The organism is Paraburkholderia azotifigens (genome assembly GCF_007995085.1).
GTDB classification, from domain to species: Bacteria; Pseudomonadota; Gammaproteobacteria; order Burkholderiales; family Burkholderiaceae; genus Paraburkholderia; species Paraburkholderia azotifigens.
In genome coordinates this window covers 2,376,688-2,402,843 of sequence record NZ_VOQS01000003.1, presented here as the reverse complement: position 1 = coordinate 2,402,843, position 26,156 = coordinate 2,376,688, and the positions used below count along the sequence as shown (strand labels likewise).

21 protein-coding genes and 2 pseudogenes are annotated in these 26,156 nt (G+C 60.9%); 11 read left to right on the top strand and 12 right to left on the bottom strand.

Features of this window, described 5'->3' with window-relative positions; genetic code table 11:
- Positions 1-4: 4 nt before the first annotated feature.
- Positions 5-952: a LysR family transcriptional regulator gene (locus tag FRZ40_RS28070; protein ID WP_147236277.1), complete on the bottom strand. Its 948-nt coding sequence runs from the start codon at positions 950-952 to the stop codon at positions 5-7.
- A gap of 122 nt (positions 953-1,074) precedes the next feature.
- Here FRZ40_RS28070 and FRZ40_RS28065 point away from each other — a divergent pair, with 122 nt between their 5' ends.
- The 6 genes from FRZ40_RS28065 (at position 1,075) to FRZ40_RS28045 (ending at position 7,612) form a co-directional block, all read left to right on the top strand.
- The gene (locus FRZ40_RS28065) at positions 1,075-2,463 is read left to right on the top strand and encodes a M20 family metallopeptidase (protein WP_147236276.1); all 1,389 of its coding nucleotides are present in this window, start codon (positions 1,075-1,077) and stop codon (positions 2,461-2,463) included.
- A 33-nt stretch (positions 2,464-2,496) separates the two neighbouring features.
- Entirely contained in the window at positions 2,497-3,789 is a 1,293-nt protein-coding gene (locus FRZ40_RS28060; RefSeq protein WP_147236275.1) for an MFS transporter, read from the top strand.
- Positions 3,790-3,792: 3 nt separating this feature from the next.
- A complete protein-coding gene (locus FRZ40_RS28055) occupies positions 3,793-4,533 on the top strand; it encodes an aminotransferase class V-fold PLP-dependent enzyme (RefSeq protein WP_240057304.1) in 741 nt (246 codons plus the stop codon).
- A gap of 60 nt (positions 4,534-4,593) precedes the next feature.
- Entirely contained in the window at positions 4,594-4,926 is a 333-nt protein-coding gene (locus tag FRZ40_RS45180) for a kynureninase/PvdN C-terminal domain-containing protein (protein ID WP_240057303.1), read from the top strand.
- A gap of 123 nt (positions 4,927-5,049) precedes the next feature.
- Positions 5,050-6,174: a cupin domain-containing protein gene (locus FRZ40_RS28050; RefSeq protein WP_147236274.1), complete on the top strand. Its 1,125-nt coding sequence runs from the start codon at positions 5,050-5,052 to the stop codon at positions 6,172-6,174.
- Positions 6,175-6,436: 262 nt separating this feature from the next.
- Complete coding sequence (locus FRZ40_RS28045; RefSeq protein WP_147236273.1) at positions 6,437-7,612, top strand: porin; 1,176 nt, start codon at positions 6,437-6,439, stop codon at positions 7,610-7,612.
- A gap of 188 nt (positions 7,613-7,800) precedes the next feature.
- On the opposite strand, the gene FRZ40_RS28040 is transcribed toward FRZ40_RS28045, so the two are convergent.
- The 6 genes from FRZ40_RS28040 to rbsK form a co-directional block, all read right to left on the bottom strand.
- On the bottom strand, positions 7,801-8,817 hold the full coding sequence (locus tag FRZ40_RS28040) for a substrate-binding domain-containing protein (RefSeq protein WP_028364624.1): 1,017 nt from the start codon (positions 8,815-8,817) through the stop codon (positions 7,801-7,803).
- Between the two features lie 200 nt (positions 8,818-9,017).
- Positions 9,018-9,989, bottom strand: coding sequence for a ribose ABC transporter substrate-binding protein RbsB (gene rbsB / locus FRZ40_RS28035; RefSeq protein ID WP_147236272.1), 972 nt, complete (start codon positions 9,987-9,989; stop codon positions 9,018-9,020).
- A gap of 65 nt (positions 9,990-10,054) precedes the next feature.
- Positions 10,055-11,011, bottom strand: a complete 957-nt coding sequence (locus FRZ40_RS28030; protein WP_051446253.1) for an ABC transporter permease — start codon at positions 11,009-11,011, stop codon at positions 10,055-10,057.
- A 120-nt stretch (positions 11,012-11,131) separates the two neighbouring features.
- Positions 11,132-12,637, bottom strand: coding sequence for a sugar ABC transporter ATP-binding protein (locus FRZ40_RS28025; RefSeq protein ID WP_028364627.1), 1,506 nt, complete (start codon positions 12,635-12,637; stop codon positions 11,132-11,134).
- Positions 12,638-12,647: 10 nt separating this feature from the next.
- Positions 12,648-13,046, bottom strand: a complete 399-nt coding sequence (rbsD, locus tag FRZ40_RS28020; protein ID WP_147236271.1) for a D-ribose pyranase — start codon at positions 13,044-13,046, stop codon at positions 12,648-12,650.
- Positions 13,043-13,933: a ribokinase gene (gene rbsK, locus FRZ40_RS28015; RefSeq protein WP_028364629.1), complete on the bottom strand. Its 891-nt coding sequence runs from the start codon at positions 13,931-13,933 to the stop codon at positions 13,043-13,045. The genes rbsD and rbsK overlap by 4 nt, the downstream gene beginning before the upstream one ends.
- Before the next feature lie 146 nt (positions 13,934-14,079).
- Here rbsK and FRZ40_RS28010 point away from each other — a divergent pair.
- A pseudogene (locus FRZ40_RS28010) lies at positions 14,080-14,372 on the top strand (SET domain-containing protein); the annotation flags it as partial.
- Between the two features lie 182 nt (positions 14,373-14,554).
- On the opposite strand, the gene FRZ40_RS28005 reads toward FRZ40_RS28010, so the two are convergent.
- Positions 14,555-15,568: a Gfo/Idh/MocA family protein gene (locus tag FRZ40_RS28005; protein ID WP_147236270.1), complete on the bottom strand. Its 1,014-nt coding sequence runs from the start codon at positions 15,566-15,568 to the stop codon at positions 14,555-14,557.
- Positions 15,569-16,668: 1,100 nt separating this feature from the next.
- Complete coding sequence (locus tag FRZ40_RS28000; RefSeq protein ID WP_028364631.1) at positions 16,669-17,022, bottom strand: BON domain-containing protein; 354 nt, start codon at positions 17,020-17,022, stop codon at positions 16,669-16,671.
- A gap of 1,061 nt (positions 17,023-18,083) precedes the next feature.
- On the opposite strand from FRZ40_RS28000, the gene FRZ40_RS27995 reads away from it, so the two are divergent.
- Both FRZ40_RS27995 and FRZ40_RS27990 read left to right on the top strand, forming a co-directional pair.
- Positions 18,084-19,352 (top strand): M20 family metallopeptidase, encoded by a 1,269-nt coding sequence (locus FRZ40_RS27995; protein WP_147236824.1) that lies wholly within the window; start codon positions 18,084-18,086, stop codon positions 19,350-19,352.
- Positions 19,349-20,020 (top strand): trimeric intracellular cation channel family protein, encoded by a 672-nt coding sequence (locus tag FRZ40_RS27990; protein ID WP_147236269.1) that lies wholly within the window; start codon positions 19,349-19,351, stop codon positions 20,018-20,020. The genes FRZ40_RS27995 and FRZ40_RS27990 overlap by 4 nt, the downstream gene beginning before the upstream one ends.
- A 298-nt stretch (positions 20,021-20,318) precedes the next feature.
- Here FRZ40_RS27990 and FRZ40_RS45805 read toward each other — a convergent pair whose 3' ends face one another.
- A complete protein-coding gene (locus FRZ40_RS45805; protein WP_147236268.1) occupies positions 20,319-21,479 on the bottom strand; it encodes a methyl-accepting chemotaxis protein in 1,161 nt (386 codons plus the stop codon).
- A gap of 188 nt (positions 21,480-21,667) precedes the next feature.
- On the bottom strand, positions 21,668-23,005 hold the full coding sequence (locus tag FRZ40_RS27980) for an MFS transporter (RefSeq protein ID WP_147236823.1): 1,338 nt from the start codon (positions 23,003-23,005) through the stop codon (positions 21,668-21,670).
- A gap of 757 nt (positions 23,006-23,762) precedes the next feature.
- Here FRZ40_RS27980 and FRZ40_RS27975 point away from each other — a divergent pair.
- A pseudogene (locus FRZ40_RS27975) lies at positions 23,763-23,879 on the top strand (IS3 family transposase); the annotation flags it as partial.
- A gap of 489 nt (positions 23,880-24,368) precedes the next feature.
- Complete coding sequence (locus tag FRZ40_RS27970) at positions 24,369-25,715, top strand: MFS transporter (protein WP_147236267.1); 1,347 nt, start codon at positions 24,369-24,371, stop codon at positions 25,713-25,715.
- 187 nt (positions 25,716-25,902) lie between these two features.
- Here the strand turns inward: FRZ40_RS27970 and FRZ40_RS27965 are convergent, their stop codons facing one another.
- On the bottom strand, positions 25,903-26,148 hold the full coding sequence (locus tag FRZ40_RS27965; RefSeq protein ID WP_147236266.1) for an NAD(P)-dependent oxidoreductase: 246 nt from the start codon (positions 26,146-26,148) through the stop codon (positions 25,903-25,905).
- Between the last annotated feature and the right edge of the window lie 8 nt (positions 26,149-26,156).

Here is a 26,156-nt window from a genome sequence, read left to right as displayed (position 1 = left end):
CCGCTTACGCGTTAATACCGTCGACGCCTGAAAGATCCATCCCTTGCGACGTCTCCTTCAGATCCGCAACGATCCAGCTAAGGCAACGCTGAGCCAGTTCATCCAGTTGGCGTCCCGCCAGCGTAATCACCTGAAGCCGGCGCTGCGTCAGCAGCGGGTTGTCGAACGGGATCGCCGTGAGGCCGTCGATACCCATCCGCTTCGCAACGGACACGTAGCCCGAGGGCATGATCGCCTGAGGCACTGCCTGAGCGAAACGATACAGCGATGCGACGTAGCGGCTCGTCATCATCGGCACGATATCGATGCCTTCGACATTGCAAGCGATATCGAACAACTGCCGGTTGGTCGTGCCTTTGTCCTGTAGCACGACGGGGTATCCGCCAAGATCCCTGAGTGAAATTTGCGTCTTGCTCGCGAGCGGATGATCGAGATGCATCAACGCCATGACGGGCGCTCTTTGCGTGAACTGCACGACGACACCCGGCTCCGGCTTGAAGCTGAACGCAAGCGCGATCGACGCTTGCCCCGACAGCAACAGTTGGCTCGCGCGTTCCGACGACACCACCTCCAGTTCAATCGCGATATCCGGATGGTCGCGACAGAAAGTGCTCAGCGACACAGGCAGGAAGTCGAACGCAAATCCTTCCGTGCATGCGATGGTGATGGTTCGCGCGCGCCTGCGCTCCTCGCCCTGGATTTCATCGAAGACAGCCTGCGCGTCAGAGAGCGTGCGTTGCGCATGACGCAGCAACAAACGCCCCGCATTCGAGAGCACCATCCCGCGCGCGTGACGCTCGAACAGCGGCACGCCGATGTCGCCTTCCAGCTTCGCGATATGGCGGCTCAACGCCGAAACGGTGAGGCCCAGCTTTTCCGTCGCCGACGACAACGAGCCGGCCTGCGCGACAACCGAGAAATAGTAGAGAGACGGCTCGAGCAGTTTGCGCATCTTCGGCTCTGGGAACCAGCGAGGTTTGATTTATACGCAAATGTACCTTGTTTGATTGCGAATACCAACAAACGTCGACGCGGTTAATCTGATTGCAACCGATCGACCATTACGCAACCGATATGACCCGACAAAGCGCAATCGCCCAGGTTCTCGCGCACTTCGACAGCGGCGCCTTCCTTGAAACCTTGAGCCGCCGCGTCGCGCTCGCGACTGAAAGTCAGCGCGCAGACGCCGCACCGCTCTTGCGCCGCTACCTGTCGGAAGAAATAGACAGCCAGCTGACATCGCTCGGCTTCACGTGCGAGATAGTGGCAAACCCTGTGAAGGGCATGCCCCCGTTTCTGATCGGAGAGCGCATCGAGTCAACGGACTTGCCGACTGTGCTCCTGTACGGACACGGCGATGTGATTGGCGGCGACGCTTCCAACTGGTCAAACGCGCGCTCACCGTGGCAGGTGAAAGTCGAGGGCGAACACTGGTATGGCCGCGGCATCGCGGACAACAAGGCGCAGCATTCGATCAATCTCGCGGCGCTCGCAACTGTCTTCGCGGAACGCGGCGAACTCGGCTTCAACGCGAAGATCATCTTCGAGATGGGCGAGGAAGTCGGATCGCCGGGACTCGACGCCGTTTGCTCGATGCTGCGCGAACGCCTGCGAGCCGACTTGCTCATCGCCTCCGACGGCCCGCGCCAACGCGCGTCCTCGCCCACGGTATTTCTCGGCTCGCGCGGCGCGCTGCATTTTCGTCTGACGCTCGCCAATGCATTCGGTGCACGTCATTCGGGCAACTGGGGCGGCGTGCTCGCCAATCCGGCGACGGTGCTCGCGAACGCGCTGGCGAGTCTCGTCGACGGCCACGGGCGTATCCGTATTAACGGTCTCCTTCCGCCCGCGATTGCGCCGCAAGTGCGCGAGCGCGTCGCGCATCTGCCAATCGGCGCGGATGAAGGTGATCCGCCTTTGTCGCCGAACTGGGGCGAACCGGGTCTCACGCCCGCCGAACGCGTGTTCGCATGGAACACCCTCGAAGTGCTTGCGATGCAATCGGGTAACGTAGCCAATCCCGTCAGCGCGATTCCGCGCGCGGCGGAAGCCGTATGCCAGTTGCGTTTCGTCGTGGGCACCGACTGGCATCGCGCGAAGGAGCTGATCGAAGCGCATCTCGCACGCGAAGGCTTCGACGGAATCAAAGTGACCATCGAAGCGTCGGGCGCCGCAACGAGGCTCGATCCCGACAACCCCTGGGTCGCCTTCACCGAGCGTTCGATGGAGGCATCGACGGGCAAGCCCGTGACGCTGCTACCGAACCTCGGCGGCACGATTCCGAACGAATGTTTCGCCGACACGCTCAGCCTGCCGACGATCTGGATTCCACATTCCTATCCCGGCTGCCGTCAGCATGCGCCCGACGAGCACGTGCTCGCACCCGTCATCCGCGAAGCGCTGCAACTGATGACGGGTGTCTTCTGGGACCTGGGCGAGCCAGGCGCGCCGCACAACAGCTGAAACCTTCCCGACCCATTGCACGGAGCACCAACCATGAATTCGACTGTCATCGACGATGACGTGCGCCGCCCCGACGCGAAACCCATGCGGCGCCTGATCGTCGCGACGAGCATCGGCAACGCGCTCGAATGGTTCGACTTCGCGGCGTATGGATTCTTCGCCGTCACGCTGTCGAAACTGTTTTTTCCCGCGCATGACGAAACCGTCTCCTTGCTGATGACGTTCGGCACCTTTGGCCTCTCTTATGTGTTCCGGCCGCTGGGCGCGCTGTTGCTGGGACGATATGCGGACCGCAGCGGCCGCAAAGCGGCGCTGCTCGCGTCGCTTGCGTTGACGACGATCGGCACGCTCGTCTGCTCGGTCATTCCCACTTATGCGCAGATCGGACTTGCTGCGCCTGTCGGCCTGATGGCGGCGCGCATTCTCATCTCCTTCTCGACGGGCGGCGAATTCGGCAGCGGCACCGCGCTCATGATCGAACAGAAGAGCAAACGCAAGGCGTTTCTCGCGAGCTGGCAATTCTCCAGCCAGGGCCTGAGCACCGTTCTCGCGTCGTTTGCGGGGCTCGCGCTCAGCACGCAGTTGTCGCCGGAACAGATCGAATCGTGGGGATGGCGCGCGCCTTTTGTTTTCGGTCTGCTGGTCGCGCCCGTCGGGCTTTATATCCGCAGGCACATCGACGACACGTTGCCCGATTCCGCCCACAGCGCAAAGCGTAACGCCCCCGTGCGCGAACTCCTCGCACACAACAAGGGCCGCATTCTGCTGGCGGCAGGCGTCATGGCGGTGTCGACAGCCGCGAGCTACCTGATGATCCTCTACATGCCGACGTACGCAGTCAGGCAACTGCACCTGCCGGCATCGACGGGCTTCGCCGCGACGGTCGTAACGGGCGCGATCCTGATGATCTTCACGCCGCTGATGGGCCATCTCGCGGATCGCTTTGGACGCAGCCGCATGATGGTGATCTCGGCCGTCGTGACGCTCGTCACGATCTATCCGTGTTTCGCATGGCTGCTTTCGAGCCCGTCGTTCTCCGTGCTCATGGCGATCATGGTGCTCGCCGGTGCGCTCAAAGCGATCTACTTCGGTCCGCTTGCCGCCGTGCTTTCGTCGCTCTTTCCGACCAGCGTGCGCAGCACGGGTCTGGGATTCAGCTACAACATCGGCGTCATGGTGTTCGGCGGATTCACGCCGTGGCTCGTGACCGCGATGATCGGCGCGACTCACAATCCGCTGTCGCCCGCTTTCTATCTGATGGCGTGCGCGGCGCTGAGCCTCGCATGCGTCGCGATCTATCACTACAGGCTCGTCAAGCACATCTGACCCATGAACGATCTCACCAATGATTTCAGCGGCTGGCTGATGTATCACTCGGTCGGCGTGTATCCCGGCCACCGCGAAGCGATGACGCACGCGCTCGCGAAATTCGCCGCCACCTGGTGCGCGCCCGACGACACGCGCTGGGACGCAGCGCTTGCCGCGCGCACGCAACTGCTCTCGGACTGGGCCGCGCTGATCGGCGCGCCTACCGCGAACGTGTTTGGCGCGCAAAACGTGACCGATGCGTTCGCCCGTTACCTCGACGGCCTCGCCGACGATGTGCTGCGCAATCGGACCGTACTGGTTGCCGCCGATTGCTTCCCGAGCCTGCATTTCCTGCTGTCGGGCCTCGCGCAGCGACGCGGCTTCACGCTGCGCACCGTGCCCGTGCGCACGGGCGAAAGCTACGTGCGCGACGAAGACTTCATCGAGGAATGGACCGGCGATGTCGCGCTGGCCCTCGTCACGTGGGTGTCGTCGCTGACGTCGAAGCGCGTGAATCTTGCCGCGATGTGCGAACAGGCGCGCCGTCGCGGCAGCCTTGCCGCGCTCGATGTGACGCAAGGCATCGGCATCCTGCCGTTCGACCTGAACGACACGCCCTTCGACTTCGTCTGCGGCTCGACGCTCAAATGGCTGTGCGGCGCGCCGGGCACGGGCCTGGGCTATATCGCACCGCATGCGCTCGAAGCGGGCGCGACGCCCGCCGTGCGCGGCTGGTTCAGTCAGGAGGATCCGTTCAACTGAAACATCGATGCCTTCACGTATGCGTCCGATGCGCGCCGCTTCGACACGGGCACACCTTCCGTGCTGCCTTTCGTCGCGTCGCAACCGGGCATGACGTGGATGCGAGGGCAGCCAGCGGGCAGCGTGCGGGCGCACAACCTCGCGCTCTGTCACGAACTCATCGCACTCGTCGACGACAAAGGCTATCGCCTGCTCTCCCCACGCGCCGACGATGAACGAGGAGCGAGCATCATGGCCGAAGTCCCCGCTCATCTCGACGCCGCGAAGATTGTCGTGCAACTGAAGGACGCAGGCATCTTCGTCGATTCGCGCAGTCGCACGCTGCGCCTGTCGCCGGGTATTTGCACGACGCATGCCGGACTCGGAAGACTCGCGCAATGTCTGCCGCGATGATCGCCGCCGCTATCTTCTCGCGCGCGCCACGGCGCATGGGAATCGCCTGCGTGCTGACGGGGCCGCCGGTGCGCGCGACCATGCCGCGCCACCGCCGCCCTTTCATCACCGATGCGAATCCCCATGAACTCCACTTCCGATACTTCCACTCCCGTTGACGCAGCGATCGAAGGCGTGCAAGGCATACTCGTGTCCATGCCCTGCACCGACCTTCCCGCCACGATGCAGTTCTTCATCACGCGCCTGGCCTTCCGGCTCGACGCAATCTTCCCCGCGGACAGCCCACGCACCGCGATCCTTTCCCGCGACGGTTTGAAGCTGCGGCTCGGACTCGACATACGTGACGGCATCAAGACGCTGGACGTCCTTTGCGACGATCCCTCGCAATTGTCCGGCGACACGCGCGAGCTGATCGCGCCGAACGGCGTCGTCGTTCGGCTCGTTCATGCCAATCCACCCATGGTGCTTCCGCCGACGCGCCAGCAGCTCGTGCTCGCACGCGCAAACGACGACACGCATTGGAGCGTCGGACGAGCGGGTATGCGTTACCGCGATCTGCTGCCCGAGCGGCACGGCGGCGCGTTCATCGCGTCGCATATCCGCATTCTCGAAGGCGGTCCTGTACCCGATTACGTGCACTTTCACAAGATCCGCTTTCAGACCATCTTCTGCCGCAAGGGCTGGGTACGTCTCGTCTACGAGGGGCAAGGCGATCCGTTCATTCTCGAAGCGGGTGATTGCGTGCTTCAACCGCCTGAGATCCGTCATCGCGTGCTGGAAAGTTCGGCAGGCGCGGAGGTGATCGAACTCGGTAGTCCGGCCGAGCACATCACGATGGCCGATCACGACATGGCGCTGCCTTCGCCTGTCTATGATCCCGACCACGACTTCAACGGTCAGCGCTTCGTTCGGCATGTCGCAAAACATGCGGTATGGAACGCGTGGAAATCGCCAGGCTTCGTCGTAACGGACACAGGCATCGGCGCGGCGACGAACGGACTTGCGGGCGTGCGGGTGGTTCGTCCGCAAGGCGACGCACAGGAAGCATTGCGTGTGCACGATACGGAGTTCTGCTTCTTCTTCGTGCTCGAGGGAAGTCTCGACGTCGTACAAGGCGACGAGCAATGGCGTCTTTCCACGGATGACAGCATCGCGATCCCGGGCATGCTTCCTTACGCGTTCAAGCATTGCAGCGCGGATCTGGAATTGCTCGAAGTGACCTTGCCCGCCGACGTCTCACTTTCATGATCCTCCGCTAATGACGAAAGCTGCCGTCTTGCTCTTTATGGGCAGGACGTCGCAGCAGATTTGACAAGGCGCGATGCCCGTTCAGGCATCGCGCCTTGTCTGTTTTCGAACGACAAAAGAAGCCTTGCGATTCTCGCAAACCCAGCTTGATAGATTGCGAATACAAGCGCTTTTTCGTGTGGGTAATCTGACCAGAGGAGTCGACGATCCATGCGCTCCGTTCACGACAGATTCCCCATCAATCCATTATTTCGTCATGCCAATGAAGATCAAGACAATATCGGCAATCGCATTTCTCGCTGGCTGCGGCGTCGCGCACGCGAATAACAGCTCCGTCACGCTTTACGGGCTCATCGACTATGGCGTGAACTATCAGAGCAATGCTGGCGGAGGGCGCGTATTCGGTGGTTCGAGCGGCATCATGCAAGGTTCGCGTTGGGGCTTCAGGGGCGTCGAGGATCTGGGCGGCGGACTATCGGCCATCTTCCAGCTCGAGAACGGCTTCGACCTCGGTAAAGGCTCCGCGCTGCAGGGCGGCCTCCTGTTCGGGCGCCAGGCATATATAGGACTGTCGAGCGACAAATACGGCACGTTGAGCTTGGGACGCCAATACGATTCGCTCGTGACTTTCGTCGAATCCCGCATGAATTCGGCGAACTATGGCGGCGGCACCACCGCGCATCCGGGCGATCTCGACAACCTCAACAACAGCAAGCGCGTGAACAACTCGGTGAAGTATACGAGTCCCAGCTTCGGCGGCTTCACCGTCGGCGGTGTCTACGGCTTTGGCGGACAGGCGGGCGATTTCGCACGCAATCAGATCTGGTCCGTCGGCGCGGGCTACGACTATGGCAATTTCTCGGCAGGGGCGGCCTTCATGAACGTGCGCAACCCGAACCAGTCGTACTTTACGTCGACGCCCACGAACGTCGCGGGCGCCAATCTGAACAATATGACGGCAAGCCCGGTCTACAGCGGCTATGCATCGGCGCACTCCTACCAGACTGTCGCCGCCGCTGGCAGCTACAAGCTCGGTCCGGCGACCTTCGGTCTCGTGTACAGCAACGTGCAATTCAAGGATCTCGGCGATACATCGTCTGGCTCGAATCCGCTCAGACTCACGGGCACTGCCCGATTCAATACGGGCGAATTCAATCTCACCTGGTTCTGGACGCCGGCTCTGGCAAGCGAACTCGTCTACAGTTACACACACGGCTCTGGAGCAGGCACGATCGGCAGCTCGGAATACAACACGATTTCGTTGTCACTCGACTATTACCTCTCGAAGCGTACGGACGTATATGTCATCAGCAGCACGCAGTTTGCAAGCGGCACGGACTCAACGGGACACGCGGCGCGCGCGGCGCTCAATGCACTGACGGCATCATCAACAAACCGGCAGACTTTCGTTCAACTCGGAATTCGACACAAGTTCTGAATCGGGGGCAGCCCGAGGTCAGCCAGCGACACCACTGCGATCGCGAATCGCACAAGAGCCGGCGTGAGACAGCCGATGCACGCCGATTCATGCGCGCCGCTGCAGTGCGGCGCGGATGTCGGCGGTGACGGCCTCGATGCGCTGCCCGACTTCAGATGGATTCTGCAGCCGGCAGGCGGAACGCATAATCAAGCGCACGCACGTCGATAGTGGATACGCGCCGGCACGAGCCGCGACTCGGGTTCGCGCTCGCCTTCGAGCAAGGCGAACACGCACCGCAAGCTGTGCTCCGCGAGTTGCACGCTGTCCTGAACGATCGCGTCGATCTTGAACGGCAGACAGTCGAGCAGGTTGTGATCGTCGAACGTCATCATCTGGCCTGGCGCCTGCGCAAGCTGATGCGCGTCGTTCATGAATTGCAGCACGCCTTCGAGCAGCGTGATCGACCCTGCAAACAGGGCCTCCGGATAACGCCGATGGGTGGCGAACCACGATTTCATCAGCGCATAGCCCGATTCGCGCTGATAGTCGCGCTCGAACACCCACTGCGGCTGTTCCTCGACCCCATGCGCGCGCAACGCCTGCCGATAGCCCGCCAGACGATCGCGGCTCGCGGACAGTTCAGGCTGACCGCCGAGATAGACGACTTCGCGCGCGCCGCGTTCGATGCACTCGCCAACCAGCTTCGCGACCGTTTCGACGGCATCCGTCACGACGAACGGTATCGCGCTTGCTTCGACACGCCGATCCGCAAACACGAGCGGCAACCGCTTCGTCCACTTCTCGTACCGCTTCGCTTCGGCTGTGCACGGCACCACGATCAGGCCATCGACCTGATGCGACACGAGATGCGCGATGCCTTCCGTCTCGCGTACCGGGTTTTCATCGCTCGTAACGAGCACCAGCTGATATTGATAGCGCTCGCGGCATTGCCACTCCATCGCCTGCGCCAGCGCCGCGTGTGCGGAGTTGGTCAAATCGGGAATCACGAGGCCGATGGTATTGCTGCGTCGCGAGCGCAGCGCACGTGCCGATTGCGACGGCGTGAAGTGGTGGTCCTTCGCCACCTGCAATACGCGTTCGACGGTCGCAGCCGAAATGCGGTAGCGCTCGGCATAACCGTTCAGCACCATGCTCGCCGTCGTGCGGGACACCTTCGCGAGGCGGGCGATGTCGTCGATGGTGAGACGCTCGAACTGGGTCACGCGAACTTCCTGCAGGTCAAAGGAGTAAAGCGCAACGCACCGCCCTTACGGGCGATGCTTGCGTATGTATGGCTTCGTCGGGGATGCGCTGCCTCGCGCGATGAAAAACACAGGCTACGACAGCGGCTGGAGCAGCGGCAGGCGCGCAGCGACGAGTGCTCTGGCGCCTGATGGTACTACGGGAAGGGACAGATGAGAACTTACTGCTTGTAGAGGTTCAGCGGCACGGGAATGAACTTGTCGACGCTCTGACCATCGACGAGCTTCTTCGCCGTCTGCACGCCGTACTGGCCGATCAGTTCCGGCTGCTGCTGCACCGTCGCGAGCATCTGGCCACCCTTCACGGCGGTGATCGCGTCGCTCGTCGCGTCGAAGCCGACGACCTGCACGTTCTTCAGGCCAGCCGCCTGCAACGCCTTGACGGCGCCGAGCGCCATCTCGTCGTTCTGGGCGAACACGCCCTGAATGTCCTTGTTGCTCTGGATGATGTTCTCCATCACCGACAGGCCCTTCGCGCGGTCGAAGTCGGCCGGCTGCTTCGTCGCGATCTTCACGCCGCCCTTCGCGGCGATTGCGTCGTCGAAGCCCGCGCCGCGCTCGTTCGCAGCCGACGAGCCGGGAATGCCCTGCAGCTCGACCACATTGCCCTTGCCGCCCAGCTTCTCGGCAAGGAAATCCGCGGCCATCTTGCCGCCTGCCTTATTGTCCGACGCGATGTGCGAGCTGACGTCCGCGCCGTTCACGCTGCGGTCGAGTGACACCACCTTGATGCCCTTGGCCGTGGCTTCCTTGACGACGTTCGCCACCGCCGACGAATCCGTCGGGTTGATCAGGATAACGCTAACCTTCTTCTCGATCAGGTCTTCGACACTCGCCTGCTGCTTCGCCGGATCGTTCTGCGCATCGACAGTGATCAGCGTCACGCCGTCTTTGGCAGCCTCGTCTTCGGCACCCTTGCGCAGCGACACGAAGAACGGATTGTTCAGCGTCGAAATCGACAGGCCGACCGTGATCGCGCCATTCGCAGCCGGCGCCGAAGCCGCGCTGCCAGCTGATGCGCTGGCCGTCGAATCGGGACCGTCCTTCGAGCAGGCGGCGAGACCGGTGATCAGCGTGCTTGCGCAGAGCACGGCGAACAGCTTCGAGAAGCGCGGCGAAACGGTTTTCTGCATTGTCTTCCTCTTCTTCCTATGTGTGGTGAAACTGGTTTTGATGTCCAGCCGTCGTTGATGAATCGTCAGGCTTTCTTGTTGCCGCGGTCGATCAGCACGGCGAGCAGAATCACGCCGCCCTTGATGACCTGCTGATAGAACGACGACACGTCGAGCAGGTTCAGGCCGTTGTTCAGCACACCGATCAGCAGCGCGCCGACAAGCGTGCCGAAAATCCAGCCGCGCCCGCCCGTCAGACTCGTCCCGCCAAGCACGACAGCGGCGATCGCGTCGAGCTCGTAGCCCGTGCCTGCCGTCGGCTGTGCGGAGTTCAGGCGCGAGGTCAGCACGACACCGGCGAGTGCCGCCATGACACCCGAGATCGTGTACACGTAGAGCTGGATGCGATCGACTTTCACGCCGGAGAGCCGCGCCGATTCCGCATTGCCGCCCGTCGCGTAGATGTGGCGGCCGAACACGGTCTTGCGCAGCAGCACCCAGAACACGGCAAACATCACGAGCATCAGCACGACGGGAATCGGCACGAGGCGCGCAACGTACCCGCCGCCGAGCAGCGAAAAGAAGTCGCTATTGAAGCTGCTGAGCGGACTGCCGTTCGACACGACGAGCGCAAGGCCGCGCAGCACCGTCATCGAACCGAGGGTCGCAATGAACGGCGCCACCTTGCCCTTGCTGATCACGAGCCCGTTCACGAAGCCCATCAGCCCACCCGCGACGAGTCCGGCGAGCGTCGCGACGGCGGCGGGCGTGCCCATCGTCAGCAGGCTCGCGATGATCACCGAAGACAGCGCCAGCACCGAGCCGGCAGACAGATCAATGCCGCCCAGCAGGATCACGAGCGTCATGCCGAAAGCGATCAGCGCATTGATCGACGCCTGGCGCATCACGTTCAGCAGATTATCGACGGTCAGAAAGTTGTGACTGACGATGGAGAGCGCGACGGCGATGACGAGCAGGGCGATGAAAGGCCCGAGCTTCTGCAGCGTCGCACGGTTGGTCGGGTTCATACTCAGTTGAGCCATGGTGTGTCTCGCGTGTTGTCTCGTCGCTTTCGACGGATCCATTGAATCGGGAATGCGCGGCGCGCTGCCGTAACGCGCTTGTCGCGCTGCAATGTCGTTTGGTTTCGAGCTGTGCGATCGCTATGCGGCAACCGTCACAGGCGCCGCGTTGCCGCCTGCCGCCGCCGTCATGATGTGTTCCTGCGTCGCGCCTTCTGCATCGAACAGACCGCTCTGGCGTCCCTGATGCATGACGAGAATCCGGTCGCTCATGGCCAGCACTTCGGGCAATTCAGACGACACCATCACGATGGCTACGCCCCGCTCCGCGAGCTGGTTGATGATCGTGTAGATCTCCGCCTTGCCGCCGACGTCGACGCCGCGCGTCGGCTCGTCGAGCAGCAGCACTTTCGGCGGCCGCGCCAGCCACTTGGCGAACACCACCTTCTGCTGGTTGCCGCCCGATAGCGACTTGACGTCCAGCTCGGCATCGCGCGTGCGCACGCGTAACTGTTCGATCAGACCGTCGACGGCTGCGCGCTCCGCCTTGCTGTCGACGAAACCGAGCTTCGCGTAGCTGTCGAGATGCACGAGCGTCGCGTTCTCGCGAACCGACATGCCGAGCACGAGACCCTGCCCTTTGCGGTCTTCCGTGACGAAGCCGATGCCCGCCGCGATCGCGCTCGACGCATCGCGCACGTCGAGCGGCTTGCCGTCGAGCGTGACCGAGCCAGCCGTCCGGCGATTCGCGCCGAACAGCGTGCGCAGCACTTCGCTGCGGCCCGCGCCCATCAACCCGGCGATGCCGAGCACTTCGCCCGCGCGCACATCGAACGTGACGCCCTTGATGTTGCCTTCGTCGGCGAGATCCTTGACCTGCAAACGTACGGCGCCTGGCTTGTGCCGGCGCTTCGGAAAGCGCTCGCCGAGTTCGCGACCGACCATCAGCCGGACGATCTCATCGAAGCCCGTGTCCCTGATCGCGCGTTCGCCGACGAAATGACCGTCGCGCAGCACGCTGATCTTGTCGCAGATGCGGAAAATTTCCTCCATCCGGTGCGACACATAGACGATGGCCACACCGCGCGACTTCAACGACAGCATGATTTCGAACAACGTGTCGATCTCGCGGTCGGTCAGCGCGGCAGTCGGCTCGTCCATCACGACGACGCGCGCGTTGAGCGACAGCGCCTTGGCGATTTCGACGAGCTGCTGGCGCCCAATGGAAAGCTGGCCGGCTTCCGTTTGCGGATCGATGTCGCGCGCGCCGACCAGATCGAGCCACTTGCGCGCATCGCGCCGCATTTTCGCGCTGTCGACGATGCCGAACCGGCTCGGCTCGCGGCCGAGAAAGAGGTTCTCCATCACCGTCAGTTGCGCAATGAGGTTCAGCTCCTGGTGGATGATCGCGATGCCGGCGCGCTCTGCGTCGACCGTGCTGCGGATCTGTGCGGCGTTGCCGTCGATCAGGATCTTGCCCGCATCGGCCTGATAGACGCCGCACAGAATCTTCATCAGCGTCGATTTGCCGGCGCCGTTTTCACCCATCAATGCGTGGATCTCGCCCGCACCGATACGGAAATCGACGCCCTCGAGCACGTGAACGGGACCGAAGGCCTTGCCGATGCCCTGCATCAACACTTCCATGGAGTGCCTCTCAGAAGATGACGCCGGAATGCAGAATCACATTCGCGTAAGGCGTGCATTCGCCCGTGCGGATAATCGCTTTCGCAAGGCGCGAACGCTGCTTGAATTCCTCGTGCGGCACCTGTTCGACGGCGATGCCGTTCGACGCCATCTGCTCCATGCATTCGACGACGGCCGCATTGTGCTGCGTGGCTTCGCCCGCGAACACGGCGCGCTCTGCCTTGAAATCGGCGAGCACGGTGTCGAGCACGTCGAAAAAGTTCGGCACGTTGAGCGCGAGTGACACGTCGATGCATTCGACGCCATCAGGAATTGGCAAACCGCAATCCGCGATCACGAGGCAGTCGGTGTGGCCCATCGACGCCAGCACGCGCGCGATGTCGCGATTCAGATGTCCCTGCTTCTTCATGCTTGAGCCTCGAGAAAGTTGTCCAGTTCGGCGAGCGTCGGCATGCCGCCCTGCGCGCCTGCTCGCGTGACCGACAGCGCGGCGGCAGCGTTCGCGCGGCGCACGGCTGCATCTATCCCGAGGTGCCAGAAGGCGGCGAGCGCGCCGTTGAACGTGTCGCCTGCGCCCGTCGTGTCGACCGCGCTGACCGTGCAGCCCGCTGCGTGCACGAGCTTGCGGTGTTCATCCGCGTAGTACACGCCGTCCTGTCCGGCCGTCATTGCAATGCCCGCAGGGCGACGCGCGAGTTCGTCCGCCCAGTGCTCTTCCGTTGTCTGCAACGCGGTCGCAAGTTCGTGCTGGTTGGGCGTGAGCAGCGTGACGAGATCGAGAAGTTCGGCGCTGAGCGCGACGGCGGGCGCGGGATTCAGGAAGAACGGCTTATTGCGCTCCCTGGCGCGGCGCGCCGCGTGCAGCACGGTCTCGTACGGCACTTCGAGCTGCGCGAGCACGATGTCGGCCTGATCGAATGCTTCGGCGGCGCGGTCGATGTCTTCGGACGACAGCGCGTAGTTCGCGCCCGGCACGACGACGATCGCGTTGTCGCCGCCCGTCAGCGTAATCGATGCAATGCCCGTCGCCTGGCGGTCCGTCGTCACATGGCTCACGTCGACGCCTTCGCGCACGAGCGTCGCCTTCATCTGTTCGCCGAAAGCGTCGGCGCCCACGCGGCCGATCATCGTCACCTGTGCGCCGAGGCGCGCCGCCGCAACCGCCTGATTGGCGCCCTTGCCGCCCGGACTCGTCGAAAAGCCGGTGCCGAACAGCGTTTCGCCGAGACGCGGAAACGTGTCCGTGACGACCACCATGTCCATGTTGATGCTGCCCACCACCACTACGCGCGCCATGCCACTCCTTTCAGATACGTCCGGGCGACCTTGCCAACGATGCAAGAAATCGCCGTGCTAAAACGTCATCAGCTACGGAGCGCACTTTATATCAGAGTCGACGGACCTGTGGAATAAGACCCAGGGTTTTACCCGATAAGGCGGTGATGGGAGGGGAAGCTATTCCTCGACGACGTCCCAGCCCACGGCGCTCCCCTATACACGCCAAGGGCGTATTTGCCTTGCAGCCATCCCCGCAGGCGAGCGGCTTATCGAGTACAGGGGCGAAGTGAGCAGCTGGCGACGCGCGGCCGCCCGTCTGCGCCCGGCGACCGGACACAACTTCATGTTCGGTCTTTCCGATGGACGGGTCATTGACGGCAGTCGCGGTGGCAATAGCGCACGCGTCGAATACGGTGCACGGGCAAAACGGCGGGTGTTGCGCTATGGCTGTGCACCGGCGCAGGTTCCGGTGATCCCTTGCTGCACATTGCGCAGCGAGGGATTGTCAGGCCAAGCGAAGCAAAAGACATTGGCGCATTTCAGTTTTAAAAGCTACCAATTCTGGCGGTCACCGCGCTAATTGCACCGCGCAGCCCGGACACTGGCACGGTACAGACGGCTAGCTAAAACTGATGCATCTCAACGTTCCAGAATTTTCTCCCACGCACCCGATCGAGCCGAGCGGAACACTGCGTCGATCACTCGCATATTTGCGCGCGCATCTTCTAGCGGAATAGCCTGCGGACTTCCACTCAATATCGCCTCCGCGAACGTGGCGGCCGCGACGCCATATTGATCGCACACGGGGAGTTCCAGCCAGCGATCAGTCCCGACACCGGCGCTTGTGCTATCACTCACTAACAGACGCGTAGGTCGATCGTTTGGTGCATTGAATGGAATCTCGACCTCGATCCGCCCCTTCGTACCGTGAAATTGCATCCGCTGATACGGGTGAGTCTGCGTCGAGTAAAAGAAGCTCGCCTGCACGCCGTCGAAATCCATCATCACCGAGCCAAGCCGGTCCACGTCGAATACGGGATCCTGCTCCATCAGGGCAACCACGCGCTGTGGCTCGGACCTGGTAATGAAGCGTGAGGTTGTGATGGGATAGCAGCCAATATCGAGCAGACCGCCGCCGCCCAGTCCGCTCTGGTTGCGGATATTGTCAGGGTTCGTGTTGTTATAGGTGAAGCCGCCCGTCACCGCCCGCAATTCGCCAATCGCGCCTTCGTCGATCAAGGTCCGCACCTTCAACCATTGCGGATGCGTGCGAACCATAAAGGCTTCCTGTACATATCGGCCGCTCCTGTCGCGTGCAGCGATGAGTCGTTCAACCTGTTGTGCATCGAGCCCGATCGGCTTCTCACACAGAACGTGCTTGCCCGCCTCGACGGATTTGATCGTCCATTCCACGTGGATGTGATTGGGTAGCGGAATATATACCGCGTCGATTTCCGGGTCCGCCAGGAGCGCCTCGTAACTGTCGTAAGCGACACTCAAACCATATCTCGCTGCGGCTTCCCGAGCCTTTTCCGGAGATCGCGACGCGATGCCCTTCACCCGACACTTCGGCGCGCCGTGCATGGGCACGACAACCTTGTCGTTGATCTTCGCAGCGCCCAGGATTCCCCAGACAACTTCATTCTTTGCCATAACATCCCCTTTTCCGATTGAGTCTCTGCAGAGAGCAGGCGGAACAAGCACGTGAGCCGGCAAGTCCGTGAGCCCGCGAAGGACGAGAAGCGTCCGGTCACGCCAGTGTACTAACAGCCTGGATTTCCGCCGGGACACGCAACGACCGCCCCTGTCAGCGCGATGCCGCTCAACGCCTCCGGCTAGGCCAGATGCGCCGTGTCGATCTACCCTGAAATCGCCATCAGTGCTCGTCACGCAGACGGTGAGCATCCGAGTGACACGAGCCGAAGCGTACTAAATCGGCTGGAATCGGACCCTTCTCAGCCATCCACGCTCGTCTCTGCCGGACGGCGGGTTCTGAGCACCTACCGGCCGTTGATACACGGCTTCCATGGCTTCGTTGAGTATCGTACAGACGCCTGGTGAGCGTACGGGTGACTCTGCCAAATCGCTTCGGTGGCGATTTTGTCGGCTACAGAATGGAAATGGCATAGTGGACCCCAGGGGCCACTATGCGCATTAGGGGCCGGGGTAAAACCTCTCCTACCCGCGAACCACCCAGCATTGGACATGTTGCATCAGCCGCTCACAGCTCAGACACCTTCACCTTCTGACTGCAATCGCAGAGCCACAGCAAGATCGCGTCGACTGCCCAGTAGCGATCAGCCGCCCAGCGGTCACGCTCGATTTTTCATGCGCAAAAAACGTCGGGCGCGAAGCCGGACGCATCGACATCCCCGCCACTCGTGATCGTTAGCAACCGGCGGGGAACTCTCTGGGAAGCACGCATGCTTCCCGCCGGTATGCGGTCTGCCACACACAACTCAACGCTCGACGAAGCCCTGATTCCAAACGAAAATATGTATTCCGAGCGGCAAATGGGCCAGGATCGACACGACTCAACCGCTACGTGCACCCATCAGATGGCGCAATGAAGATGAGTGATCCAAAAGCAGCCGCCCCTTGCTGCCGGTCGGGTCATCGGAGGCTCACCCGCAGGTAACGGATGCAGAGCGGTCGGGCGGCCCGGCTACCCACCGACACCGAGCACCCAATACTCCAGGGGGTTTGGGCGACGGAAAAGCCGGCCGTCGGTAGGTCTAAGCCGGCGACCGTTGCTACTGTCCACCTTCGTGAATTGACAGGGCGTTCTTCACAGACGTAACGCCAGAAACGCCCTTCGCTATTGAGCCCGCCTTCTCGATCTGCGTCGGATCGTCGACGGTTCCGGCGAGCGTCACGGCGCCGCCTTTGGCGAGTACATTAATGCCTTTAGTATCGATACCGCCCTTCGAAAGCGCCTGAGCCACTTTTTTGCTTAATGCCCGATTCGCCTTCCTGACGGCAGACTTCGACGTCCCTTGCGTTGCCGTCGAGGCAGCGGCCGATTCGCTTCCCTGCGCCCACGCATTGACAGAAGCGACCACAATCATTGCAGCACCAGCCAGCTTGAGTGTTCTGATTACGTTCATTCGCTGCTCCAGTATCGATAACCTAACGGGAAACTCTCTCTTTGATCTCGATGTACCGCCAGTTCAAAAGCGTTCACTTGCATGGGTAGCTGTTTACCCCACCGCTCGGCTGTTGTCGACTAATGAGCCGTTTCGGTCCGATCATTTTCCCGCTTTCTCGGAGAAACGCAATCTTCAAAATGCGTCCCCGCGGACTGCTTCAAAAGTCAACCAGCCGTTCGTGTAGCTTCGCTGGCCGACTGCCCGAATTCGCCCGGTCAAGTCGCGTTTGCGAATATCACAGGGGGCACCTCAATGTCAAAACCAACGAAGCGCAGGGAGCGCTCGGCGCCGGTGCGGATGGGATGCACGCCTCTGCGAGGCACGATTGTCCACTTGTCGGAAGTATGAGGGCTGCAAAGGATTGGCTGGTGCCTGACACCGGAAGCTTGAAGACGTTACATGGGCCGAAGAAACCGGGCGGCGCGGGAATCACCCTCCGTTCGCACGATACTGCAATTCGTATTTGTCCGGTGTCTGATTCGGGTACCGTTCAACAACGAACGCCATCGCATCATTCAGGAACCTGGAAACCGAGTGTGAAGTTCGCGAGAAGGGCGTATGGCAATTTGGTTTAACCCGATAACCACTCTCAGATGGAATGGGTTTTGTAATCAACCGTGGCTCCCCGGTATGGCCTGGCAGGGCTGAGGCGACGTCCGTTGCCGCGATGATAAAGCGACCCAAAAAGCAAAGAGATGTCGGGTCGAGAACGAGGAACTTCCAGATTATTGCTATCAAGACTATGGTTATCTTGTAACTCTGTCTCGCTTCGAGACAGTAGGCAATTTGATGGAAAACTTGATGCGAAGTGTGAGGGTGAAGGGGTGGCTCGCCCGGATGTCTTATGTTTCGCTCGATCGCATGCATCGGATAACACTGGTCGGCAGATTCTGCACTGCTCTCTTGATGCTGATTGGTCAGATCAGCCGCAAGACAAGTCCCAGACTGAAACTCCACTGACGACCGGCGCGTGCGACGCGACATCGACCACCGCAACGGAACATTTGAAAGGATTGATCATGCCTGCATTGGTGGAAACGACCACGGACGCCATCGAAAGCCTCTTGCCTGAGCTCGAAGCGATCTACAAGGACCTGCACGAGCATCCCGAACTGTCGATGCAGGAGGTGCGCACCGCGCGCATTGCAGCGGACTATGTTGAAAAGCTCGGCTATGACGTTACGCGCGATGTGGGTGGGACCGGCGTCGTGGCAGTGTTACGCAACGGCGACGGTCCGACTGTGATGTTGCGCGCCGACATGGACGCGCTTCCGATGGCGGAAGCGACGGGATTGCCGTATGCAAGCACGGTGAGAGCGAAGGACGAAGAAGGCATCGAAGTGGGCGTCGCGCACTCGTGCGGCCACGACATGCACGTGACCTGGCTCATGGGTGTGACGCACCTGATGGCTGCGCATCGGGACGCCTGGCGCGGGACGCTGATGGCGGTCTTTCAGCCAGGCGAGGAAGTGGCGCGCGGCGCCCGCAGCATGATCGAGGACGGCATGGCTGAACGCTTCCCGAAGCCTGACGTTATCCTCGGCCAGCACGTCATGGTTGGCGCGGCGGGCACGGTCGGCCATCGGAGCGGCACGATCCTATCGGCAGGCGACAGTCTGAAGGTGAAGCTGTTCGGACGCGGCTCGCACGGATCGCAGCCGCAAACGTCGATCGATCCGGTCATTATGGCGGCTTCGACAACGCTGCGTCTGCAGACAATCGTATCGCGGGAAATCTCGCCGCGCGATAGTGCCGTGCTAACCATTGGCGCGCTGCAGGCGGGAACAAAAGAGAACATCATCCCCGACGATGCGACGCTCAAGCTCAACATGCGCACGTTCGACGAAGACGTGCGGGAGTACATGTTAGGCGCGATCCGTCGCATCTGCTGCGCGGAATGCGTTGCCTCCAACGCACCGCGCGAGCCAGAATTCACGACGCTCTCGAGCTACCCGCTGACGATCAACGACGCAGAGGCGAGTGAGCGCGTGCGCGCAGCGTTTGAAGCGCACTTTGGCGAGCGCGCCTACGAAACGCCCCCGGCAGCGGCGAGCGAGGACTTCAGCGTGTTCGGACGAGAATGGGGCGTGCCGTATGCGTTCTGGTTCATCGGCGGGACTGATCCGGATATGTACAGAACGGCGTTGAAAGAGAAGAAGCTCAACGAGATTCCCAGCAACCATTCGCCCAGGTTTGCGCCGGTGCTCGACCCCACGCTGCGTACAGGTCTCGAGGCGATGCTATGCGCGGCTGGGGCCTGGTTCGACGCGCGAGATCCCTCGGCGTGAATTCGCACGCGGCCTACTTCGCCCTCGATCTGATTGGGACGTTCGCATTCGCCATCAGCGGAGCCGTCGCTGCCCGCCAAAGGCGGCTCGACCTGTTCGGCATCTTGTCCATCGCCTTCATGGTGGCGTGCGGCGGCGGAGTCTTGCGCGACGTCTGCATTGGCGCGATCCCGCCAGCAGGGCTTTCGAACTGGCGATATCTTGCGGCTTCGATGCTCGCGTCCGCGGTCGCGATCTTCGCGTATGCCCCCGTACGCCGTCTGCGGCAACCGGTCCTTTTCTTCGATGCAATCGGACTCGGCCTGTTCTCTGTAGCCGGTGCACAAAAGGCGCTGAGCTTTGGGCATAGTGCGGAGCTCGCTGTATTGCTGGGTATCGTGACTGCCGTAGGCGGCGGTGTCATGCGCGACGTCGTGCTTTCGCGTCTGCCGGCCATCCTGGACCGCGAGATCTATGCCACGGCTGCCCTCGCCGGTGCGGGCGCGCAAGTTCTTTTCTCTTACGCGCACTGGACGCAGTGGTGGACGCCATGGGTCGCGACACTCCTATGCGTCGCCCTACGGCTCACTTCACTTCGGTTCGGCTGGCGCCTGCCCGCGTTTCGTGGGCAGCGCACCAGCGAGCTGCCCGGCGACGAACAGCACGATAGAGGCGCGCGGAATCCGTAAGCGCACGAGTCAGCCGGGATTGCATACTCACGGCATCCACGGCGTCGCAGGGGCGGCAGTTTCGCCACAGGCCCCTTCTTGCCGACGAATTTCAGCTAGGCGTTGTGGCCTCGAATGTCAGCTGCCGACGCGAGTGAATGAGTACTCGCGGCCCGCTGCCGTTACATGCCTTCGTTCCGGCCGCCACAGAAGACACACGGATTCAAGTCCGAGATCGCAGACGACGATTTCCGGAAGTTTGAACGCGTATCTGTCACGAAGCCGTCGGCCAGCATTTTCGACGAAGACATGTGGCGGACTATGTGTCGATTGCTGCTGCGAAGCCGCTTGTATCAGCAAGCTTGAATGACGAAACAGCAGTTTTTAATTTAGCCGCCTGGTCCTCGAGCGACTGAGCTGCTGCTGCCGCCTGCTCGACCAGCGCCGCATTCTGCTGGGTCACCTGGTCCATCTGATTGACCGCCTGGTTGACCTGTTCGATGCCACGGCTTTGCTCTTCCGACGCACCAGCGATTTCACCGACAATCTGGGAAACGCGGTTGATAGCATTCTTAATCTCGTCCATCGCAGTGCTAACTCCGATGGCCTGTTGCGACCCATCCCGAATCGCTGCTACAGCTGAGGCAATCAGGTCCTTGATCTCCTTTGCCGCAGACGCAGATCGTTGAGCCAGACTACGAACCTCACTGGCCACCACCGCGAAGCCTCTTCCCTGTTCGCCAGCCCGTGCCGCTTCTACAGCGGCATTGAGCGCGAGAATATTTGTCTGGAAAGCTATCCCTTCAATTACGCCCGTGATTTCGGAAATCTTGTTCGAGCTACCGTGGATATTCTCGATGGTGGCAACCATGGCATGAACGACATTGCTGCCTGCACCAGCGATGTCCGTTGCATTCGTGGCAAGTACATTCGCCTGACGCGCATTGTCAGCGTTCTGCTTCACCGTCTCGGTCAGTTGCGTCATGCTGGATGCTGTCTCCTCCAGCGACGCTGCCTGTTCTTCTGTGCGTGCAGAAAGGTCAAGGTTTCCAGCAGCGATTTCGCGCGTAGAGGTGGCAACGGAATCAGACGATAAATGCACGGCCGACATGGTCTCTTCTATGCGACGCATCAGCTTATCGAACGCGACGGCTGCCCGGCCGAACTCGTCCATGCGCGGACTCGAAGACCGCTTTGACAAATCAAGGGTTGTCGCAATGTCCTCAAACTTTCTGCCCATGCGGTTCAGCCCACCACATACCACACGGTTCAGATGGAGGCCACAATAGATCGCGACGGCGCATCCCATTGACGCCACCGCGATCAAACCCGTCAACGAGGACCGGGATGACGATGCCGTATTCGCGTCGAGGCGCCCTTGTGCGACTATTGCCATCAGTCCGACGACCAGCATCAGTGCTACCCAGGCGCCGAACGCTAGCATTAACTTGACCCTGATCGTGAAGACAAGATTCCGCACTTCGATTCCTTCGTGAGTGACGACGCAACTGCGTCATGAAAATGAGCGCCAGACATGGGAGTACAACACGGTCAGACTCTTTTGGAAGTGCGGTCGTCGGAGCCCTTGCGCCGCCGCACCGGTCACCAGTGCGATTTGCGAGTCAAATCTCTTTCGACAATTGCGCCGGGCAGTCCGCGACCGCCAGCTTAATGAGCCACGGCCAGATTCGGATCGATAGCCTGCTGATTTGTACGGATAACCACGACAGCCAGCAATGCCGCTAACAGCGGCACCGCAAGCGTCAGATAGAAGCCGTTCGGCCCCCCTATGCCAAGGAATGTACCGCCGATTGCCGACCCCAGGATTGCGCCCACGCGTCCCATGCCAATTGCCCAACCGGTTGCCGTCGCGCGCAGCGACGTAGGATATGCGCCCACGACCAGATAGTTCAGCACGATCTGCTGTCCTCCGATGCCGAGACCAGCGGCGCCCGCCAGCACGAATACGAGGTTCCACGCTGTGCCAGAGTTCGCGAGGCCGATTGCGATCGCGATACCGAAGGTGAGCAGTACGATCAGAATGCGGCGTGGGCTGATCCTGGGAAGCAGAATCGAAAGCGGAATCGCACAAAGAATGAATACTGCGTTGACGACGACCGTGCCCATTGGCGCCTGCTCAACAGAAAGGCCGGACGCCTTGAGAACCGTCGGCAGCCACGAGAGAAACATGAACCACGCGATCCAGTTAAAGAAGTACACCGCCCAGATTGCGATAGTGTTTCGCGCGTTGCCCTCACGAAAGAGCGCGCCGACACTCGCCCGCGTTGTCGTCTCGTGGATCTGGAAACTCACATTGGAGGGCGGCTCGGCGCTCAACAGTCTGCGCAGGATCGCGTGCACCTGCTTTGTGCTGGTGATGCGCTGTTTGCTGACCAGATATTGCAACGATTCAGGCAATGCTAGGTAAAGAACGACGAGCAACGCAAGCGGCGCCGCTCCGCCAACGACGAACACGCCTTGCCAGCCAATGACAGGCATCATGCGCGCGGCCAGCAGGCCGCCTAGCATCGCGCCGGCTGGCAGGCCGAGCAATACACCCGTCATGATCGCGCCTCGATGCCGCGCTGGGCCATACTCTGCCGCGAGCGCGAGCAGAACCGGCGTACAGCCGCCCATGCCAAGTCCCGCAATGAAACGCAATACGAGAATCTGTCCGGTGCCCGTTGCAAATGCCGTCAGCAACGATGCCACGCTGAACAGCAGTACTCCGCCGAGCAATGCGGGCCGCCGTCCGATCCGGTCGCCGACCAGCCCGAGCGTCATCGCGCCAATCGTCATGCCGAGCGTTCCGGCGATCAGGATGGGCGCCAGGTCCCCGGCCTTGAGGCCAAACGCCGCGACGATCGCCGGACCCGTATATGCGATGGCCTGGGTATCGAAACCGTCGAATAGCGTCGTTGCAAAACACAGCAGAAAGACCGCCCACTGAAACGCCCGCAGTGGCTCACGGTTGATCGTCGAAGCAATGTCAAGAGGATGGCTCATAAGGTCTCCGCGCTCGGGGCGCTCTTTGTCATTGTTGATTTCAGGCGATAGGAAGATTAAGACAGCCGACCGCGAGCGGTCCAATACCAATGCAGACTGGATCAATACCGGAGCGGTATAGTCGTAGGCCGACCCTTACCTCGAGACCTGGGCAGATAAACACTTGCCTTCGTGAGCGTCACTCGACCGCTCTCGCAACGACAGCTCTCTGACATAGAACAAAGGAAAACTGCCTCCGTTGCGCCAGGAATTGCGTCATCCATTGAAGACGTGATGCAAGAAATAAATAGCTGCCTCTCAGGCTTTACCTGCTTAAAGGGAACAGTTTCCGCCACCCCGCTTCGGCACGCGTGAGCGCGCATCCGGTTTTTCTTGGCGAGGGCCGGTGTTGGCTGTCCCCTCGCTCGCGGAGAGCCCCCGAAACCATCGGTACCAGACCGGTGTACATAGGAGAATTCAAAGGATCGGCTTGCTGCATCTGCAGTGCCAGGCTCTTTTCGGCTCACGGTCTGGGCATCCCAGCGGTCGATGATTGGGGGAGGCGGGAGCGCGTGACCAATCAATACACCTGGGTTTGCGCCAACACAACTACCAGGCGCACGCTCTTGCGGATGCGGTGCGGACGACGCCAAGAAATTGCACCGCGACTTGAACCAGCCATAGCAGCGGCAATGCGAGCAAATCAAGTACATCTACGCTATATCTAAGAAAGCAAGCGTTCGCTAAAACACATGCTCAATCTTGGGAGCGATGCTCCTACTGCACAGATAAAGTCTGGAAGCAGATGAACCGGGAGCGTATCGCGGTGGCGCGCTGCACGGTCGAACGGTTGATGAAGCAACTGGGTTTGCGCGGCGTGATGCGAGGCAAGCGTGACGCTTTTATGAGTGCAAGAAAACCCGACGCATGCCCGTGGTCGCGATGAAGGCACTCGCACACAAGCTCGCGAGCGCGGCCTTCGACATGTTCTGAGATGGTAAACCCTTCTAGGTTAGCAAATGCTTTGGTTAGCACAGACGAGGGATCTTTACCTATCATGTTGCTATCCAATTTACTTAAGCGAACGCTCCATTCCCCCGGAGTATCAAGCTCAACTTAAACGGTATTGGACGCTTCTTCAGCGCTTCACCTATCCTGAGCCGCGCTACTGCACAAAGAAATCTAAAAGGATTAACCGCGATGGTGAAGGACATCTTGCGTCACAGCCATACCTCTGCGTAGTGGGTCTAAGCGGCAGTTGTGATCTACGACGCTGGCCGAGGAAACCCTCGCATCCGAATCCGAAATCGCGGTTACACGCAATAGGTGCGTAGAGCCGTGTACATCCTCATCGAGCCATAAACCATGCATGAAAGGAGACCTCATGCGCCATCTTGACGTTCAAAAGCTTTGCGACGAAGCACGATTCAGTAAGTTCCACCTGTTGCTGCTCTTTTGGTGCGCGCTCATCATCATATTTGACGGCTACGATCTCGCAGTCGTCGGCATTGCGCTACCCTCGATCATGCGCGACATGGGCGTTGCGCCGACAAGCGCCGGCTTCATGGTGAGTTCGGCCTTGCTCGGCATGATGCTCGGCGCCGTGTTTCTCGGCACCATCGCGGACCGCATCGGGCGCGTTCCTGCAATAGTTATTTGTTTGCTCCTTTTTAGCATCTTCACTGCGGTGGCGGGCTTGGCCGGCGATCCGATGACGTTCGGAATAGCGCGATTCCTCGCGGGCCTTGGAATCGGCGGTGTCATGCCAAACGTGGTTGCGCAGATGAGTGAATATTCGCCACGCAAAATCCGCAGCACCATGGTCACTTTGATGTTCAGCGGCTATTCCCTGGGCGGGATGCTCGCGGCCCTCGTCGGGAAAGCGATGATCGAACGTTACGGCTGGCAATCCGTCTTTTTCGCAGCAGGTATCCCCGCGTTGCTCGCGCCGGTCATCTGGAAGCTGATGCCAGAGTCTCTGGCCTTCCTGGTAAGCAACCAGCGCGAGGCCAAGCTGAAACAGATTCTTGCGAAAATCGACCCGGCCTACGTCCCTCAGCAAGCCGATCGTTTCACGCTTTATGATAGGGGCACGGAAGCCGGCTCTCCCATCAAACAACTCTTCGCCGATGGCCGCGGCTCCAGCACCGTGATGCTGTGGATCGCCTTCTTCATGTGTCTCTTCATGGTGTATGCGTTGAGCTCGTGGCTGACCAAGCTGATGGCAGGTGCGGGCTATAGCCTTGGCTCCGCGCTCACGTTTGTCCTCGTTCTCAACTTCGGGGCGATGATTGGCGCAATCGGCGGCGGATGGCTCGCGGACCGCTTCGACATCAAGCACGTCCTGATCGCGATGTATGGGCTGGCTGCGGTTTCTATCAGCTTGCTGGGAGTCAAGGTACCCGTCGCGGCGTTGTTCTTTCTCGTTGGCTTGGCCGGAGCCTCGACGATTGGCACGCAAATCGTCACATACGCGTTCGCTGGGCAGTTCTATCCAACCGCAGCGCGGTCGACGGGCATCGGCTGGGCATCGGGCGTCGGACGAAGCGGTGCAATCCTGGCGCCGATTGTGATCGGATACCTCGTGAGTCAGTCACTGCCGCTGCATCAGAATTTCTTCGCGATTGCGATTCCCGGGGCTATCGCGATGCTTGCGGTATGTCTCATCAGGGTGAGCCGCACGGAGCCAGACAACGCGATTTCCTCCACTGCCGAAGCCGACCCCATGTAGCCAAGCTACGCTCAGTTGGGCCCTCAGCTTCCAGAAGTGGCTGAGGGGGTGCCTACAACGATGACTAATCCGTTCGACTTCTGCTGGTAACGAGCCACTCAACAGGCGCCGATCAGAGTCGCAGGCTTCATCCGGCATTCTTCCCCACAAGCCACTTCCGCATCAGCCGAGCGGCACGTATCTCTGATCACAATTTCCCTGCTTTCCCGAAGTCGAGACGGTACCTAAGGCGATGAGGCAGCCGCGCGGTATTCACGACAATGGTGTTCGGTTTTATCAGGGCGAGGCGGCGAGCGTCGATCAGCTTGCGCGTGCCCGGTGTGAGCGGCGAGTGCAGCGAGATGTAATCGCTTTGCCCACACAGCACGTCGAGCTCCACACGCTCGACGTCGGGCGCGGCAATACGTCCAGATACGGGTCCGCGTCGCTGCATGCAACATC

Coding starts and splice junctions, on each gene's coding strand:
- FRZ40_RS28070 (WP_147236277.1), bottom strand. CDS start 952: ATGCGCAAACTGCTCGAGCCGTCTCTCTACTATTTCTCGGTTGTCGCG.
- FRZ40_RS28065 (WP_147236276.1), top strand. CDS start 1,075: ATGACCCGACAAAGCGCAATCGCCCAGGTTCTCGCGCACTTCGACAGC.
- FRZ40_RS28060 (WP_147236275.1), top strand. CDS start 2,497: ATGAATTCGACTGTCATCGACGATGACGTGCGCCGCCCCGACGCGAAA.
- FRZ40_RS28055 (WP_240057304.1), top strand. CDS start 3,793: ATGAACGATCTCACCAATGATTTCAGCGGCTGGCTGATGTATCACTCG.
- FRZ40_RS28050 (WP_147236274.1), top strand. CDS start 5,050: ATGAACTCCACTTCCGATACTTCCACTCCCGTTGACGCAGCGATCGAA.
- FRZ40_RS28045 (WP_147236273.1), top strand. CDS start 6,437: ATGAAGATCAAGACAATATCGGCAATCGCATTTCTCGCTGGCTGCGGC.
- rbsB (WP_147236272.1), bottom strand. CDS start 9,989: ATGCAGAAAACCGTTTCGCCGCGCTTCTCGAAGCTGTTCGCCGTGCTC.
- FRZ40_RS28030 (WP_051446253.1), bottom strand. CDS start 11,011: ATGGCTCAACTGAGTATGAACCCGACCAACCGTGCGACGCTGCAGAAG.
- FRZ40_RS28025 (WP_028364627.1), bottom strand. CDS start 12,637: ATGGAAGTGTTGATGCAGGGCATCGGCAAGGCCTTCGGTCCCGTTCAC.
- rbsD (WP_147236271.1), bottom strand. CDS start 13,046: ATGAAGAAGCAGGGACATCTGAATCGCGACATCGCGCGCGTGCTGGCG.
- rbsK (WP_028364629.1), bottom strand. CDS start 13,933: ATGGCGCGCGTAGTGGTGGTGGGCAGCATCAACATGGACATGGTGGTC.
- FRZ40_RS28005 (WP_147236270.1), bottom strand. CDS start 15,568: ATGGCAAAGAATGAAGTTGTCTGGGGAATCCTGGGCGCTGCGAAGATC.
- FRZ40_RS28000 (WP_028364631.1), bottom strand. CDS start 17,022: ATGAACGTAATCAGAACACTCAAGCTGGCTGGTGCTGCAATGATTGTG.
- FRZ40_RS27995 (WP_147236824.1), top strand. CDS start 18,084: ATGCCTGCATTGGTGGAAACGACCACGGACGCCATCGAAAGCCTCTTG.
- FRZ40_RS27980 (WP_147236823.1), bottom strand. CDS start 23,005: ATGAGCCATCCTCTTGACATTGCTTCGACGATCAACCGTGAGCCACTG.
- FRZ40_RS27970 (WP_147236267.1), top strand. CDS start 24,369: ATGCGCCATCTTGACGTTCAAAAGCTTTGCGACGAAGCACGATTCAGT.
- FRZ40_RS27965 (WP_147236266.1), bottom strand. CDS start 26,148: ATGCAGCGACGCGGACCCGTATCTGGACGTATTGCCGCGCCCGACGTC.